Here is a 12,850-nt window from a genome sequence, read left to right as displayed (position 1 = left end):
CGTCGCTTGCCGTCCTCGACCGCTGAGCGGATGTTCAGCTAGTCTGTCGGCAATGTTACCGGGAACATTCGGGAGCGCAAGGGTGCGATCCGGATCCCGGGACGGGGTGGACAGGGCCTTCGACGGCGTCCACCGCGCGACGAGCAGCACGCGGCCGGGACGATCCGGACCAGCGGGAAGGGTGACCCACGTGCCCAGGGGGAGACTGCCGAGCTCGGGCTCGGCGACGGTGCTCGAGGACGCCGGCGGCGGAGTCGTGGGGGCGGACGCGGAGGCGCGGCCCGGGCTGATCGGCGTCGTGCTGACCGACGTCGAGCCGTTCAGCGCCGAGGTGCTGAAGGGCGTGGCGTCGGCGCTGCACGGGACGCGCTTCGACCTGCTCGCGAGCACGGGGTCCAGCCACCAGGACGCGCCGGGCTGGGAGCGCGACTCGCTGCTGCGACTGCGCGACGCGCGCGTCGAGGGGGCGATCCTCGTCGCTCCCGCCTCCGTGATCGGCGACCCGGGGCTGCCCCTCGTCGTCGTCGATCCGCTCACCGCGCAGACCGAGCTGCACTCGGTCGGCTCGGACGACTTCGGCGGGGCGGTGCTCGCCGTCCGCCACCTGATCGAGAGCGGGCATCGGCGGATCGGATTCGTCGCCGGCCGCCCGGACCTCGAGTCGTCGCACCGGCGCGAGGCCGGCTACCGGCGCGCGCTCGCCGAGGCCGGGCTCGCCTACGACCCCGGGCTGGTGCGGGTGGGCTGCTACCACTACGAGCCGTCGGTGGCGGCGGCGACGGAGCTGCTCGGGCGCGCCGATCCGCCCACCGCGGTCTTCGCGGCGAACGACGTCTCGGCGATCGCCGTCATCGAGGTCGCGCGCGGGCTCGGCATCGCGGTGCCGGAGGCGCTGTCGGTGGTCGGCTTCGACGACGTGCCGGAGGCGTCGCGGCTCGTCCCGGCGCTCAGCACGGTGCGCCAGCCGATGCACAAGGTCGGCCGCGCGGCCGTGCGGATGCTGCTCGCGCTGATCGACGGGCGTCCGGTGCCGGAGCGACAGCTGCAGCTGCGCACCCGGCTGGTGCTGCGCGGGTCGACGGGGGCGCCGGGCGGGGACTGAACCGCACCGCTTCCTGCTGGTCGAGCTGCGCGGGCTGCTCGATCAGCAGGGGGCGTCCACCGTCCGCAGAGCGCTTCCGATGCGGCGCGCAGGCACCCGGACTAGCGTCGGCCGCATGAGCATGCAGCGCGTCCCCGTCACCGTCGCCGTCACCGGAGCGGGAGGCGCGATCGGCTACGCGCTCCTGTTCCGCATCGCCTCCGGGCAGCTCCTCGGGCCCGACGTCCCGGTCCGGCTGAGCCTCCTCGAGATCCCCGCCGGCCTGCGCTCCGCGGCCGGCACCGCGCTCGAGCTGCAGGACGGCGCGTTCCCGCTGCTGCGCGGGATCGAGGTCACCGACGACCCCGCCGCCGCGTTCGACGGCGCGAGCGTCGCCCTCCTCGTCGGCGCCCGCCCGCGCTCCGCCGGCATGGAGCGCGCCGACCTCCTCGCGGCGAACGCCGGCATCTTCGGTCCGCAGGGCGCGGCGCTCAACGAGCACGCCGCCGACGACATCCGCGTGCTCGTGGTCGGCAACCCGGCCAACACCAACGCCTGGATCGCGCGTGCGAGCGCCCCGGACATCCCGGCCGGGCGCTTCACCGCGATGACCCGCCTCGACCACAACCGCGCCGTCGCGCAGCTCGCCGCGAAGCTCGACGCTCCGGTCGACGCGATCTCGGGCGTCACGATCTGGGGCAACCACTCCGCCTCGCAGTACCCGGACGTCACCCACGCGGTCGTCGACGGCCGGCCCGTCACCGAGCTGGTCGACGCCGGCTGGCTGCACGAGGAGTTCGAGCCGCGGGTCGCCAAGCGCGGCGCCGAGATCATCGAGGTCCGCGGAGCCTCGTCGGCCGCCTCGGCCGCGTCCGCCGCGATCGACCACGTGCACGACTGGGTCACCGGCACCGAGTGGACCTCCGCCGCCGTCGAGTCCGACGGCTCCTACGGCGTGGAGGAGGGGCTGATCTCCTCGTTCCCCGTCCGCTCCGTCGACGGCGAGTGGCGGATCATCCCGGGCCTCGAGATCGACGCCCACTCGCGCGCCAAGATCGACGAGTCCGTGCTCGAGCTGCGCGCCGAGCGCGACGCCGCCCTGGCCTTCCTGGAGCGCTGACGCCGGTCGCGAGATGCCACTTGTGCACGCTTCTCACGGCGTGTCGCGTGCACAAGTGGCATCTCGCGGAGGGGGTCAGCGCTTCGGCGACTTCTCGGGGGTGGGGAGGGTGCCGGCGGCGCGGGCGGCCTCGTACCAGGCGTGCGCCTCCTCCTGGCGGGCGGCCTCGGCGCCGCTCGCGATCGACGCGCGGATGTGCTCGGGGCGGTAGCCGAACGAGGCGACCAGGTCGCCGGCGTGCGGGCGCAGCCGCGCGAGCAGGCGGTCGATGTAGGAGGTGACGGCGAGCGCCCGCTGCGAGGAGAGCCGGCCGTGCAGGAGATACCAGGCGAGGTGCTTCTCGATCAGCTCGAGGCCGAACAGGTCGCGGAGCCAGGTCAGCACCGTGCGCGTCCCGTCGTCCTCGATCGAGGCGAGCGCCTCGGTGAACGCCTCCCACTGCAGCAGCTCCGCATGGGCGCGGGCGGCCTCGATCAGCTCGCTCTGGTGCGCGTTGAAGAGGCGGGCGGCCTCGTCGGCGGGCAGCTTCGACGCCGAGCGCAGGCGCGACGCGACTCCCGAGACCATGCTCTCGACGCGGTCCGTCAGCAGCTCGCGCTGCTCGTCGCGGAGCTGGCCGACCGAGCGGGCCGTCGAGCCGCGGTCGGCGACGACCTGCGCGAGCCGCCGCAGCCCGGAGTTGTTGACCGTCGCTCCGGCGACCTGGCCGACGGCGTAGCGGGCCAGCTCCCCCGGCTGCGCGTTCTTGAAGCGGCGGCCGACATCGGTCAGCAGGCGCTTGGCGACGAGCTGCAGCAGCACGGTGTTGTCGCCCTCGAAGGTCGCGTAGACGTCGAGGTCGGCGCGGAGCTGGGTGAGCCGGTTCTCGGCGAGGAAGCCGGCGCCGCCGCAGGCCTCGCGCGCCTCCTGCAGGGTGTCGAGGGCGTGCCAGGTCGAGAGCGCCTTGAGGCCCGCGGCCAGCGTCTCGAGATCCTGCCGCGACTCGTCCGTGTCGTTCCTGCCCGAGAACACGTCGTCGAAGGCGCGCAGCAGCCGGTCGTGCGCGAAGCCGGCCGCGAAGGTGGTCGCCAGGCGCGGCAGCAGCCGGCGCTGGTGCCGCTGGTAGTCGAGCAGCACCTCCTCGCGGTCGCCTCCGCCGGTGAACTGCCGGCGCTGGTCGCCGTAGGTGACCGCGATGGTCAGCGCGATCTTCGAGGCGGCGACCGAGGCGCCGTCGAGCGAGACGCGGCCCTGCACGAGCGTGCCGAGCATGGTGAAGAAGCGGCGGCCCGGGCTCGCGATCGGCGAGGAGTAGCTGCCGTCGGCCGCGACGTCGCCGTAGCGGTTGAGCAGGTTCTCGCGCGGCACGCGGACGTGGTCGAAGTGCAGCCGGCCGTTGTCGATGCCGTTCAGGCCGCCCTTGAGACCGTCGTCCTCGCCGCCGACGCCGGGGAGGAAGGCACCCTCGTCGTCGCGGATCGGCACGTAGAACGCGTGCACGCCGTGGTTCACGCCGCGGGTGACGAGCTGGGCGAAGACGACGGCGGCGCGGCCGTCGACGGCGGCGTTGCCGAGGTAGTCCTTCCACGCGGCGCGGAACGGGGTGGTCAGGACGAAGTCGCCGGCCTCCTCGTCGAAGGTCGCGGAGGTCGCGATCGAGGCGACGTCGGAGCCGTGCCCGGTCTCGGTCATCGCGAAGGCGCCGGGGATCTCGAGGCTCATGATGCCGGGCAGCCACTTCTCGTGGTGCGCCTGCGTGCCGAGGTGCAGGACGGCGGCGCCGAAGAGGCCCCACTGCACGCCGGACTTGATCTGCAGGGACGGGTCGGCGGTGACCAGCTCCTCGAAGCCGGCGATGTTGCCGCCGTGGTCGGCGTCGCCGCCGAGGGCGACCGGGAAGGCGCGGTGCACACCGCCCTCCGCCGCGAGGATGCTCATCTGCTGCGTGACCCGCGCGCGGTGCTCGGCCATCGGGAGGCCGTCGGTCCGGTGCAGCTCGGGGCGGGAGGTGAGGGCACGGGTCGCGAGGCGCTGCTCGCGCCAGTCGCCGAGCAGCAGCTCACCGAGGGCGGCGACGTCGACTCCGGGGGCGCCGTCCTCGTCGAGCCGGGCGTCGACCTCGCTGCCGAGCACGTCGACAGGCGGGGTCGGGGTGATCGGGCCGGAGCGCGAGCGGCGGACCCGGGTGCGGGTTCCGGCGCGGTCGGCGGCGTCCGCGGCGGAGTGGGGGCGGGGCGCAGTGGTGCTCATGAGGAGGATCCCTTCGACCGTCTTCGGTTCGGACCGCTCGCGATCGGCCGGTGGGGTGGATCGAGCGGTCGATCCCGGCGCTGCAGTGCGTCGGGAGGCGGTGCTCCTGCACGGTAGGTCGGGCCGGTGCATCCCGGAAACGTTCCGTCGCGCGGCCACAAAGGGCGGCGGGAGCGAGCGGGCGCGGGTTGTCGGAACCTGCCAGCGTGGCGGGACGCGGATCCGCCGGTGGTGGACCTCGGGTCTGCAGAGCCTTCGTGCCTAAGCGGGTGGGTCTCGATACTCCCCCGCGGGACTGATCGACCAGCATGAGGGGACCCGGGGTGGCGGGAGGGGCGTGGCTAGGCTCGGGGCATGAGCGAGCCGCAGCTGCCTCCGCCTCCGCCGCCCCGACGGGAGGACCGGCCGGACTGGCGGCCGCCCACCTCGATGGAGGCGGTGCAGGCGCTGGAGTCGGCCCGGCCGTCGGGGCCCGGCACACCGTGGAGCCCGGCTCGGCAGCGGCGCCCGGTGCGGGTGTGGGACCTGGTGCTGACCGTGGCGCTGATCCTGGGAGCGGGCGCCGTCACCCTGCTGCTGTCCTACTTCGGGCTGTTCTTCGCGATGGCGAGCGACGCGTGCATGGGCGCGAACGACTGCAACGGCGACCTGATCGGCTGGGGCGTGCTCGTCGCGGCCGGCGGGGTATGGGTCCCGTTCCTCGCGGCGATCGCCGTCTCGATCGTGCTGCTGGTGGTGCGGCGGATCGCCTTCTGGGTGCCGATCGCGGGGCTCGCCCTGTCCTTCGGCTGCACCCTGCTCGGCGGCTGGATGGCCTCGACCGGCGCGGACGGCTGACGGCGACGGCTGACGGCGACGCTCAGGCCGACCGCGGGGTCGGCGCTGCCGGCGTTCCAGCGCCGCCGCGCCTCAGTAGGTGTCCCAGCCGGGGTCCTCGTCGGGCTCCTCCGGCGGGACCCAGTCGTCCTCGGGCGGGGCGGAGGACACCGGCGGACCGGAGCGCTCGCCTCCGAAGGACGGGCGCGCGCCGGACGAGCGGGCAGCCGTCGACCGGGCGGCGGGCTGGCGGCGCGCCGGAGCCGGCTCCTGGTTCGCGTCGGGCTCGGCGATCTCGGGCGTCTCCCCGGCGACGACGGCGAGCACCGCCGCGCCGTAGGTGATCAGCTTCTTCTGCCCGACGCCGCCGATGACGCTGAGGGCGTCGATCGTGGTCGGCTCGACCGTGGCGATCTCGCGGAGGGTCGCGTCGTTGAAGACGACGTAGGCCGGGACCGACTGCGCGCGGGCCTGGGCGACGCGCCACTCCCGGAGCCGCTCGAACAGGGGCTGCGCCTCGGCTGAGAGGTCGGAGACGGTGGAGCGGCCGGAGCGCGACGAGCCGCTCGAGCGCGCGGGGCGCTCGGGCTCCTGCCGCAGCTCGACCTTGCGCTCGCCGCTCAGCACGGACGACGACTCGGGGGTCAGCACGAGCGTGCCGAAGCCGTCGTCGTTCACGCCGAGCAGGCTCTGCGCGAGCAGCTGGCGGGCGACCCCGCGCCACTGGGTGTCGCTGAGGTCGGCGCCGATGCCCCAGGTGGCGATCGTGTCGTGCTTGTGCTGGGTCGTCCGGGGCGTGGTCTTGCCGCGGAGGATGTCGATGATGTGGCCGGCGCCGAACTGCTGGTTGCGCTCGCGCTTCAGCCGGACGACCGTCGAGAGGAACTTCTGCGCGGCGACCGTGCCGTCCCACGAGGCGGGCGGCTCGAGGCAGGTGTCGCAGTTGCCGCAGGGGGTGCTCTCCTGGCCGAAGTAGGCGAGGAGGTTCATCCGGCGGCACTGCACCGTCTCGGAGAGGGCGAGCATCGCGTCGAGGTGCGCGGACATCCGCCGTCGGTGCGCGAGGTCGCCCGGCGACTCGTCGATCATCCGGCGCTGCTGGACGACGTCCTGCAGGCCGTAGGCGAGCCAGGCGGTGGAGGGCAGGCCGTCGCGACCGGCGCGACCCGTCTCCTGGTAGTAGCCCTCGACCGACTTCGGCAGGTCGATGTGCGCCACGAAGCGGACGTCGGGCTTGTCGATGCCCATGCCGAACGCGATCGTGGCGCAGACGATGACTCCCTCCTCGCGGAGGAAGCGCGACTGCGCGGCGGCCCGGACTCGGGCGTCGAGACCCGCGTGGTACGCGACGGCGTCGAAGCCGGCCGCGCGCAGGGCCTCGGCCGTCGCCTCCACGCTCTTGCGCGAGAGCGCGTAGACGATGCCCGCGTCGTCCGCGTGCTCCCGCTTGAGGAAGTCGATCAGCTGCTTGCGCGGCTCGACCTTGTTGACGATCCGGTACTGGATGTTGGGGCGGTCGAAGCTGGAGATGAAGTGGCGGGCCGCGCCGAGGTGCAGGCGGGTGGTGATCTCGCGGTGGGTCGCCTCGGTGGCGGTCGCGGTGAGGGCGATGCGCGGGACGTCGGGCCAGCGCTCGGCGAGCTCGCCGAGGGCGAGGTAGTCGGGGCGGAAGTCGTGGCCCCACTGGCTCACGCAGTGCGCCTCGTCGATCGCGAACAGGGCGATGCGGCCGCGGGCGAGGAACTGCTTGGTGCCCTCGTTGCCGAGGCGCTCGGGGGCGACGTAGAGAAGGTCGAGCTCGCCGTCGAGGTAGGCGCGCTCGACGCGCTGGCGCTCGCCCATGTCCTGGGTGGAGTTGAGGAACTCGGCGCGCACGCCGTTCGCGCGCAGGGCGTCGACCTGGTCCTGCATCAGGGCGATCAGCGGTGAGACGACGACGCCGGTGCCCGGCCGGACGATCGAGGGGATCTGGTAGCAGAGCGACTTGCCGCCGCCGGTGGGCATCAGCACGACCGCGTCGCCGCCGCCGATGACCTGCTCGACGATGGCCTGCTGCTCGCCGCGGAACGAGCCGTAGCCGAAGACCCGCTCGAGGATCTCCTGGGCCGCGGCGGAGGACCCGGCCCCGGCGTCCGCGGTCGGGAGCTCGGCGGTCGAGAGGGCGGTCGCGGTGGGCTCTGTCACCCGTGGAACTCTACCCGCCGCCTCCGACGCGGCCCCGGGCGAGCGGCGTTCTGGGGACGGTCGCGGCGGATGCGGGGTTGGGGAGGAGGGGCGGGCGCGGCGGGGTGGCGGCGGCTGGAGTGCCTCCGGCTCGCGATACGGCCTCGGGCACGCGGGAACCGGTCGATTCCGCGAGCCGGAGGTGGAATCGCGAGCCGAACGTGAGCGGGAAGCGGCTTCGGCACGCGGAAACACCTTCGGCACGCAGGAACCGGTCGATTGCACGAGCCGGAGGTGGACTCACGAGCCGAAGGTCGGCGGGAAGCGGGCGAGCGAGGAGCCTGCGGGCGGGGCGAGAGGCCGGCGGGCGGGGTGAGAGGCCGGCGGTGTCAGAGGTCGGTGATCGTCTTGGTGTCACCGTCCCAGAAGCGGATGCTCGCGAGACCGACGGGAAAGGGCTCGCCGAGAAGGGGGACGGCCTGGGCGAGCTGCTCGGCGCGGAGTCGGCGGGACACGCTGATGTGCGGGGTCCAGGACTCGGGGAGCGAGGTGGGCACGGCGCCCGGCATCAGCTCGGTCGCGCGGGCGTGCAGGGCGTCGAGGGCGGGCGAGCGCACGGCTCCCCACGCCAGCACGAAGCGGCCGGCGTGCGGGAACAGCAGCACGGCGCCGAGCTCGACGGTCGCCGGGAGCTCGCCGAGCGCGCCCGGCAGCGGCGGGGTCAGCTCGGGGCCGGCGAGGAGGGTGAGGTGCGGGCGGTTGCTGGCTGAGGTGTGCAGCGCGAGGCTCGGGATGCCGGCCGCCTCGAGCGCCTCCCACTGGCCGCGGATCCGGGCCTCCGACTCCGGGTCGAGGAGGACTTCGAGGCTGCGCATGCCCCCATCCTGCCGCGCCGACCGGCCGCTCGCGGCTGCTCGCCCGGTCCGCGCCCGCGCGGCCGCGCGACCCTCCAGAAGTCGCGGTAGTCGACGGCGACTACCGCAACTACTGCGTACTCGACGCGTCTCCGCCTGGCTCGGAGCGTGGAGGGCCGCGCGACCTTCCAGAAGTCGCGGTAGTCGGGCGCGACTACCGCGACTTCTGGGGAGTGGAGAGGGGGTGGGGTGGGCGGCGACGGAGCGTGCGGGTCAGCCGATGGTCACCAGGGCGGAGAGCAGCTCCGGGGCGCGGCGGTCGAGGACGCGGCCGCCGACGCGGATGCCGACGAGGGCGAAGACCGTGCCGAGCACCAGGGCGGCGGCGAGCGCGGCGAGACCGAGGCCGACGCTCCCGCCGACCAGCGAGACCGTGCCGAGGACGAGCGACGGCAGCGACAGCAGCGCGGTCGCGCCCATGCTGCCGAGCATCACGACGCTCGAGATCATCCCGGAGCCGGGCGGGGTCTTCAGCGGGCTGTCGCCGGGGGCGGGCACCGGGTAGACGACCAGCGCCGAGGCGACGCTCGAGACGCCGAAGCCGCTGAGCACGAGCGCGAGCGACATCCCGAGGACGGCGGGGATCGACTCCGGCCGACCCGCGTAGAGGCAGGTGCCGACGGCGACGATCAGCACGGCCGGCACGCCGATCAGCCCGGCGGCGATGACGCGGCCGGCGCGGTCGGCCGAGCCCGCGACTCCGGAGCTGACGTGCGCGGCCCAGGCGGTGCCGTCGTAGGAGACGTCGGCGCAGAGGGTCACCCCGAAGATCAGCGCGATGAAGAGGGAGGAGAGGACGACCAGCATCGAGCCGCCGCCCTGCAGCGCGCTGTAGAAGACGGCCAGCACGACCACCGCGGGGATCACCAGCAGGCCGCGGCTGTAGCGCGGATCGCGCCACCAGTAGCCGAGGGCCCGCGCGGCGATCGCGCCGGTCGGGGTGCCGGGGAAGCGGCCGAGCAGTCCGATGCCCTGCGCGCCCGAGGCGGCCTGCGAGGAGGACGCGGCGGGCTCGGCCAGCGCGTGCCGGAGCGCCCGGGCCCAGAGCAGCACCACGACGGCGAGCGTGGCGACTCCGATCGCGAAGCGGGCGAGGGCGACCGCCCACTCCCCCGCGACCATCGCGCCGGGGACGCCCCAGATCGCACCGAGCGGCGACCAGCCGAGGGCCGAGGCGACGACGGGGAGGACGTCGAGGCCGTCGCTGATGACGGTGGTCACCCCGATCAGCAGCGGCCCCAGCAGGATCACGACCACGAGGACGACTCCGCCGATCACCTCGCGGTAGCGGCGGCTCGAGCCGAGGCCCGTGGTCAGCGCGCCGATGAGGCGCGAGGCGACCACGCAGGTCGCGACGCCGATCACCGCCGAGACGAGTCCGGGGAGGATGCCGACGGGGTGGCTCCACCACGCCGCGGCCGAGGCGAGCGCGCCCAGCGCGGTGACGATCCCCGGGACGCCGGCGAGACCGGCGGCCGCGAGGCCGAGCATCAGCGTCCGGAGCGGGATCGGGAAGGTCGCCAGGGTCGGCAGGTCGAGGCTCTGGTCCGAGCCGGAGACGAAGATCGGACCGAGCACCCAGCCCAGCAGCAGCGCGGACCCGCCGAGGATCAGGGCGACGTTCGCGAACGCCGGGTCGGAGGCGCCGAGCGCGATCAGCCCGACGACCACCAGGCCGAGCACGCCGACCGCGTAGAGCCCGCCGACGATCACGCCGATCAGCTGCCAGACGTTGCGGGTGAGCGTGTTGCGCAGCAGCAGCAGGCGCAGCCTCAGGAGATGCGCAACCATGCCGGGCCCTCCTGGTGGGTGCGGCCGCCGACGAGGTCGACGAAGCGCTCCTCGAGGCTGGAGCCGGCGCGGACCTCCTCGAGCGTCCCGGCGGCGAGGACGCGGCCGTCGGCGATGACGGCGACGCGGTCGCACATCCGCTCGACGAGGTCCATCGAGTGGCTCGAGACGATGACGGTGCCGCCGGAGGCGACGTAGCCGGTGAGGATGTCGCGGATGTTCGCGGCGGAGACCGGGTCGACGGACTCGAACGGCTCGTCGAGCACCAGCAGGCGCGGGGCGCGGACCAGGGCGCAGGCGAGCGCGATCTTCTTCGTCATGCCGGCGGAGTAGTCGACGACGAGGGTGCGGTCGGCCGGGTCGAGGCCGAGCAGGGCGAGCAGGTCGTTCGCGCGCTCGAGGACGGTCGGGCGGTCGATGCCGCAGAGCAGCCCGTAGTAGGTGATCAGCTGCAGGCCGGTGAGGCGGTCGAAGAGCTTGACGCCGTCGGCGAGCACGCCGATCAGCCGCTTGGCGGCGAGGGTGTCGCGCCAGACGTCGACGTCGTGGATGGTGACGGTCCCCGCGTCGGGGCGGAGCAGGGCTGTCGCCATCGAGAGCGTGGTCGTCTTGCCGGCGCCGTTGGGGCCGACGAGGCCGAAGAAGGAGCCGGCCGGCACGTCGAGGTCGATGCCGGCGACGGCCTCCTTGTCGCCGAAGCGCTTGCGGAGGCCGCGGATGCGGAGGGCGATCTCGTCCTGGCGGCCGGTGGCGTCGGGGGCGGCCCAGGCGGGGGCGGGAGTCGCGGTGCCGGTGGTGCTGTCGGTCGCGGTGGTGTCGATCGCCGCGTCCTGCGCGACGGCCGGATCGTGCTGCGGGGTGCCGGTCGGCGTCGTGCCGTTCGTCCCGTCCATGGGAGTCCCTTCGGTGCAGGTGTCCTCGGGGCCGCGGTGGGCGGCCGCTCGTCCACGGTAGCGAGGGGCGGCGTCGGCGGCATCAGTCGCGGGGAGGAGGGGCCGGGCAGCCGGGCGGATGACCTCGGGCTCGTGGAAGCGCGCTCGGCTCGCTCGAACCGGCGGATTCGGCGAGCCGGAGGTGGGACAGCGAGCCGGAGGTGGGGCGGGCTCCGGAGGAGGGGCGGAGGGGGCGTGTCTAGGCTGAGCCGCATGCCCACGCTCCTCCTCGTCCGTCACGGGCGCACCACGGCCAACACCGCCGGGATCCTCGCCGGACGCACCGCCGGGGTCCGCCTCGACGACGTCGGCCGCACCCAGGCCGCGCGCACCGGGGAGCGGCTGGCCGCGGTCCCGCTCGCCGCGGTCGTGTCGAGTCCGCTCGAGCGCTGCCGGCAGACGGCGCGGTACCTGCTGGAGCGGCAGGACGGCTCGCCGGCGACGCCGATCGAGAAGGGGATCACCGAGTGCGACTACGGGGAGTGGCAGGGGCGCTCGCTGCGGGACCTCGCGAAGGAGCCGATGTGGTCGGTGGTGCAGAACCAGCCGTCGGCGGCGGTCTTCCCCGGCGGCGAGGGGCTCGCCGGGATGCAGGCGCGCTCTGTCGCGGCGATCCGTCGGCACGACGCGGCGGTGGCGGCGGAGCACGGGGCGAACGCGGTGTGGGCGGCGGTCAGCCACGGCGACATCATCAAGGCGGTGCTGGCCGACGCGCTCGGCATGCACCTCGACCTCTTCCAGCGGCTGTCGGTCGGGCCGGCGTCGGTGTCGATGATCCGCTACGGCGCGGGGCGACCCGATGTGATCGCGATGAACACGGAGGCCGGCGACCTGGGCTGGCTGCGCGCGCCGGCGCCGGCCGAGGCCGAGGCGCCGGTCGGGGGCGGGGCGGGGCACGAGTAGCGGCGCACAGCATCAGCTGATGGTGTGCGGGGTGGATCTCCTAGGAGAGATCACCTGATACGTAGGGGAGATCCATGCTGATCGAGTAGCCCGCGGAGCGGGCGTATCGAGATCCACCACTGTCAGAACGCGAGTCTGCAGAACCGCCCTGCTGACGGTGGTGGGTCTCGATACGCCCCTGCGGGGCTGCTCGACCAGCAGGAAAGTGGCGCCGCGCGTCCTTTCCCTCACCACCGAGACGCGAAACGGCTTCGCTGCTCGATCAGCAAGAAGGGGCGGCGCCCGCAAGGGCGTCTCCTTCGCGTGCAGGGGCGGGCCAGGCGGGCGCTCGTAGACTGGGGGCATGCCCATCGTGCACGGATTCGACTGGCCCGACCGCGTGGTCGTGGGGACGATCGGCTCCCCCGGCTCCCGCTCCTTCTACCTGCAGGCCCGCACCGGTCCGCGCGTCGTCAGCGTCGGGCTGGAGAAGCAGCAGTCCGCCCTGCTCGCCGAGAAGATCGACGAGATCCTCGACCAGCTGATGTCCGCCGAGGGCAACCCGGCGAGTGTGCCGCCCGGCACTCCGCCCGAGCTCGTCGACAACGAGCCGCTCGACCAGCCGGTCGCGGCCGAGTTCCGCGTCGGCAGCCTCAGCCTCGGCTGGGACCCGTCGACGGCGCAGGTGGTCATCGAGGCCTACCCGGTGGTCGAGGGCGACGACGAGGACGACCTCAGCATCGACGACTCCCCGACGCTGCCCGACGAGATGCTGCAGGTGCGGATCCCGGTCGGCACCGCCCGCGCCTTCGCCAAGCGGACGCTCGAGATCGTCGGCGCCGGCCGTCCGCTCTGCCCGCGCTGCGGCGAGCCGATGGACCCCGACGGGCACGACTGCCCTCTGACATGACCGACGCGTCCG

10 protein-coding genes are annotated in these 12,850 nt (G+C 74.0%); 5 read left to right on the top strand and 5 right to left on the bottom strand.

Features of this window, described 5'->3' with window-relative positions; all coding sequences use genetic code 11:
- Nucleotides 1–190 precede the first annotated feature (190 nt).
- Entirely contained in the window at nt 191–1,102 is a 912-nt protein-coding gene (locus HRK28_RS09785; RefSeq protein WP_173251305.1) for a substrate-binding domain-containing protein, read from the top strand.
- A gap of 121 nt (nt 1,103–1,223) precedes the next feature.
- Nucleotides 1,224–2,201, top strand: a complete 978-nt coding sequence (locus HRK28_RS09780; RefSeq protein ID WP_160091459.1) for a malate dehydrogenase — start codon at nt 1,224–1,226, stop codon at nt 2,199–2,201.
- 75 nt (nt 2,202–2,276) lie between these two features.
- On the opposite strand, the gene HRK28_RS09775 is transcribed toward HRK28_RS09780, so the two are convergent.
- Nucleotides 2,277–4,430, bottom strand: a complete 2,154-nt coding sequence (locus tag HRK28_RS09775) for an acyl-CoA dehydrogenase (RefSeq protein WP_173251304.1) — start codon at nt 4,428–4,430, stop codon at nt 2,277–2,279.
- Between the two features lie 354 nt (nt 4,431–4,784).
- Here HRK28_RS09775 and HRK28_RS09770 point away from each other — a divergent pair, with 354 nt between their 5' ends.
- Nucleotides 4,785–5,267, top strand: coding sequence for a DUF6264 family protein (locus HRK28_RS09770; RefSeq protein ID WP_173251303.1), 483 nt, complete (start codon nt 4,785–4,787; stop codon nt 5,265–5,267).
- Nucleotides 5,268–5,339: 72 nt separating this feature from the next.
- On the opposite strand, the gene recQ is transcribed toward HRK28_RS09770, so the two are convergent.
- The 4 genes from recQ to HRK28_RS09750 all read right to left on the bottom strand — a co-directional run bounded on the left by recQ (nt 5,340) and on the right by HRK28_RS09750 (nt 11,007).
- Entirely contained in the window at nt 5,340–7,343 is a 2,004-nt protein-coding gene (gene recQ / locus HRK28_RS09765; protein ID WP_367948427.1) for a DNA helicase RecQ, read from the bottom strand.
- A gap of 455 nt (nt 7,344–7,798) precedes the next feature.
- A complete protein-coding gene (locus tag HRK28_RS09760) occupies nt 7,799–8,284 on the bottom strand; it encodes a 2'-5' RNA ligase family protein (RefSeq protein ID WP_160090884.1) in 486 nt (161 codons plus the stop codon).
- 252 nt (nt 8,285–8,536) lie between these two features.
- Nucleotides 8,537–10,114, bottom strand: coding sequence for a transporter (locus HRK28_RS09755; protein WP_173251300.1), 1,578 nt, complete (start codon nt 10,112–10,114; stop codon nt 8,537–8,539).
- A complete protein-coding gene (locus tag HRK28_RS09750) occupies nt 10,096–11,007 on the bottom strand; it encodes an ABC transporter ATP-binding protein (protein WP_173251298.1) in 912 nt (303 codons plus the stop codon). Before HRK28_RS09750 ends, HRK28_RS09755 begins: the two co-directional genes overlap by 19 nt.
- A gap of 252 nt (nt 11,008–11,259) precedes the next feature.
- Between HRK28_RS09750 and HRK28_RS09745 the strand changes: the two genes are divergently transcribed.
- Together HRK28_RS09745 and HRK28_RS09740 are read left to right on the top strand one after the other, a co-directional pair.
- Complete coding sequence (locus HRK28_RS09745; RefSeq protein WP_173251296.1) at nt 11,260–11,949, top strand: histidine phosphatase family protein; 690 nt, start codon at nt 11,260–11,262, stop codon at nt 11,947–11,949.
- Nucleotides 11,950–12,292: 343 nt separating this feature from the next.
- A complete protein-coding gene (locus HRK28_RS09740; protein WP_123732666.1) occupies nt 12,293–12,838 on the top strand; it encodes a DUF3090 domain-containing protein in 546 nt (181 codons plus the stop codon).
- The last annotated feature ends 12 nt before the right edge of the window (nt 12,839–12,850 follow it).

The sequence above is a fragment of the Rathayibacter sp. VKM Ac-2835 genome (genome assembly GCF_013266705.1).
In the GTDB taxonomy this organism is placed as follows: Bacteria; Actinomycetota; Actinomycetes; order Actinomycetales; family Microbacteriaceae; genus Rathayibacter.
This window is presented reverse-complemented; position numbering and strand designations above follow the sequence as displayed.

Bases quoted from the DNA above. Each gene is read 5' to 3' on its own strand.
- HRK28_RS09740 (WP_123732666.1), top strand. From the start codon at position 12,293: ATGCCCATCGTGCACGGATTCGACTGGCCCGACCGCGTGGTCGTGGGG.
- HRK28_RS09780 (WP_160091459.1), top strand. From the start codon at position 1,224: ATGCAGCGCGTCCCCGTCACCGTCGCCGTCACCGGAGCGGGAGGCGCG.
- HRK28_RS09745 (WP_173251296.1), top strand. From the start codon at position 11,260: ATGCCCACGCTCCTCCTCGTCCGTCACGGGCGCACCACGGCCAACACC.
- HRK28_RS09750 (WP_173251298.1), bottom strand. From the start codon at position 11,007: ATGGACGGGACGAACGGCACGACGCCGACCGGCACCCCGCAGCACGAT.
- HRK28_RS09760 (WP_160090884.1), bottom strand. From the start codon at position 8,284: ATGCGCAGCCTCGAAGTCCTCCTCGACCCGGAGTCGGAGGCCCGGATC.
- HRK28_RS09755 (WP_173251300.1), bottom strand. From the start codon at position 10,114: ATGGTTGCGCATCTCCTGAGGCTGCGCCTGCTGCTGCTGCGCAACACG.
- HRK28_RS09770 (WP_173251303.1), top strand. From the start codon at position 4,785: ATGAGCGAGCCGCAGCTGCCTCCGCCTCCGCCGCCCCGACGGGAGGAC.
- HRK28_RS09775 (WP_173251304.1), bottom strand. From the start codon at position 4,430: ATGAGCACCACTGCGCCCCGCCCCCACTCCGCCGCGGACGCCGCCGAC.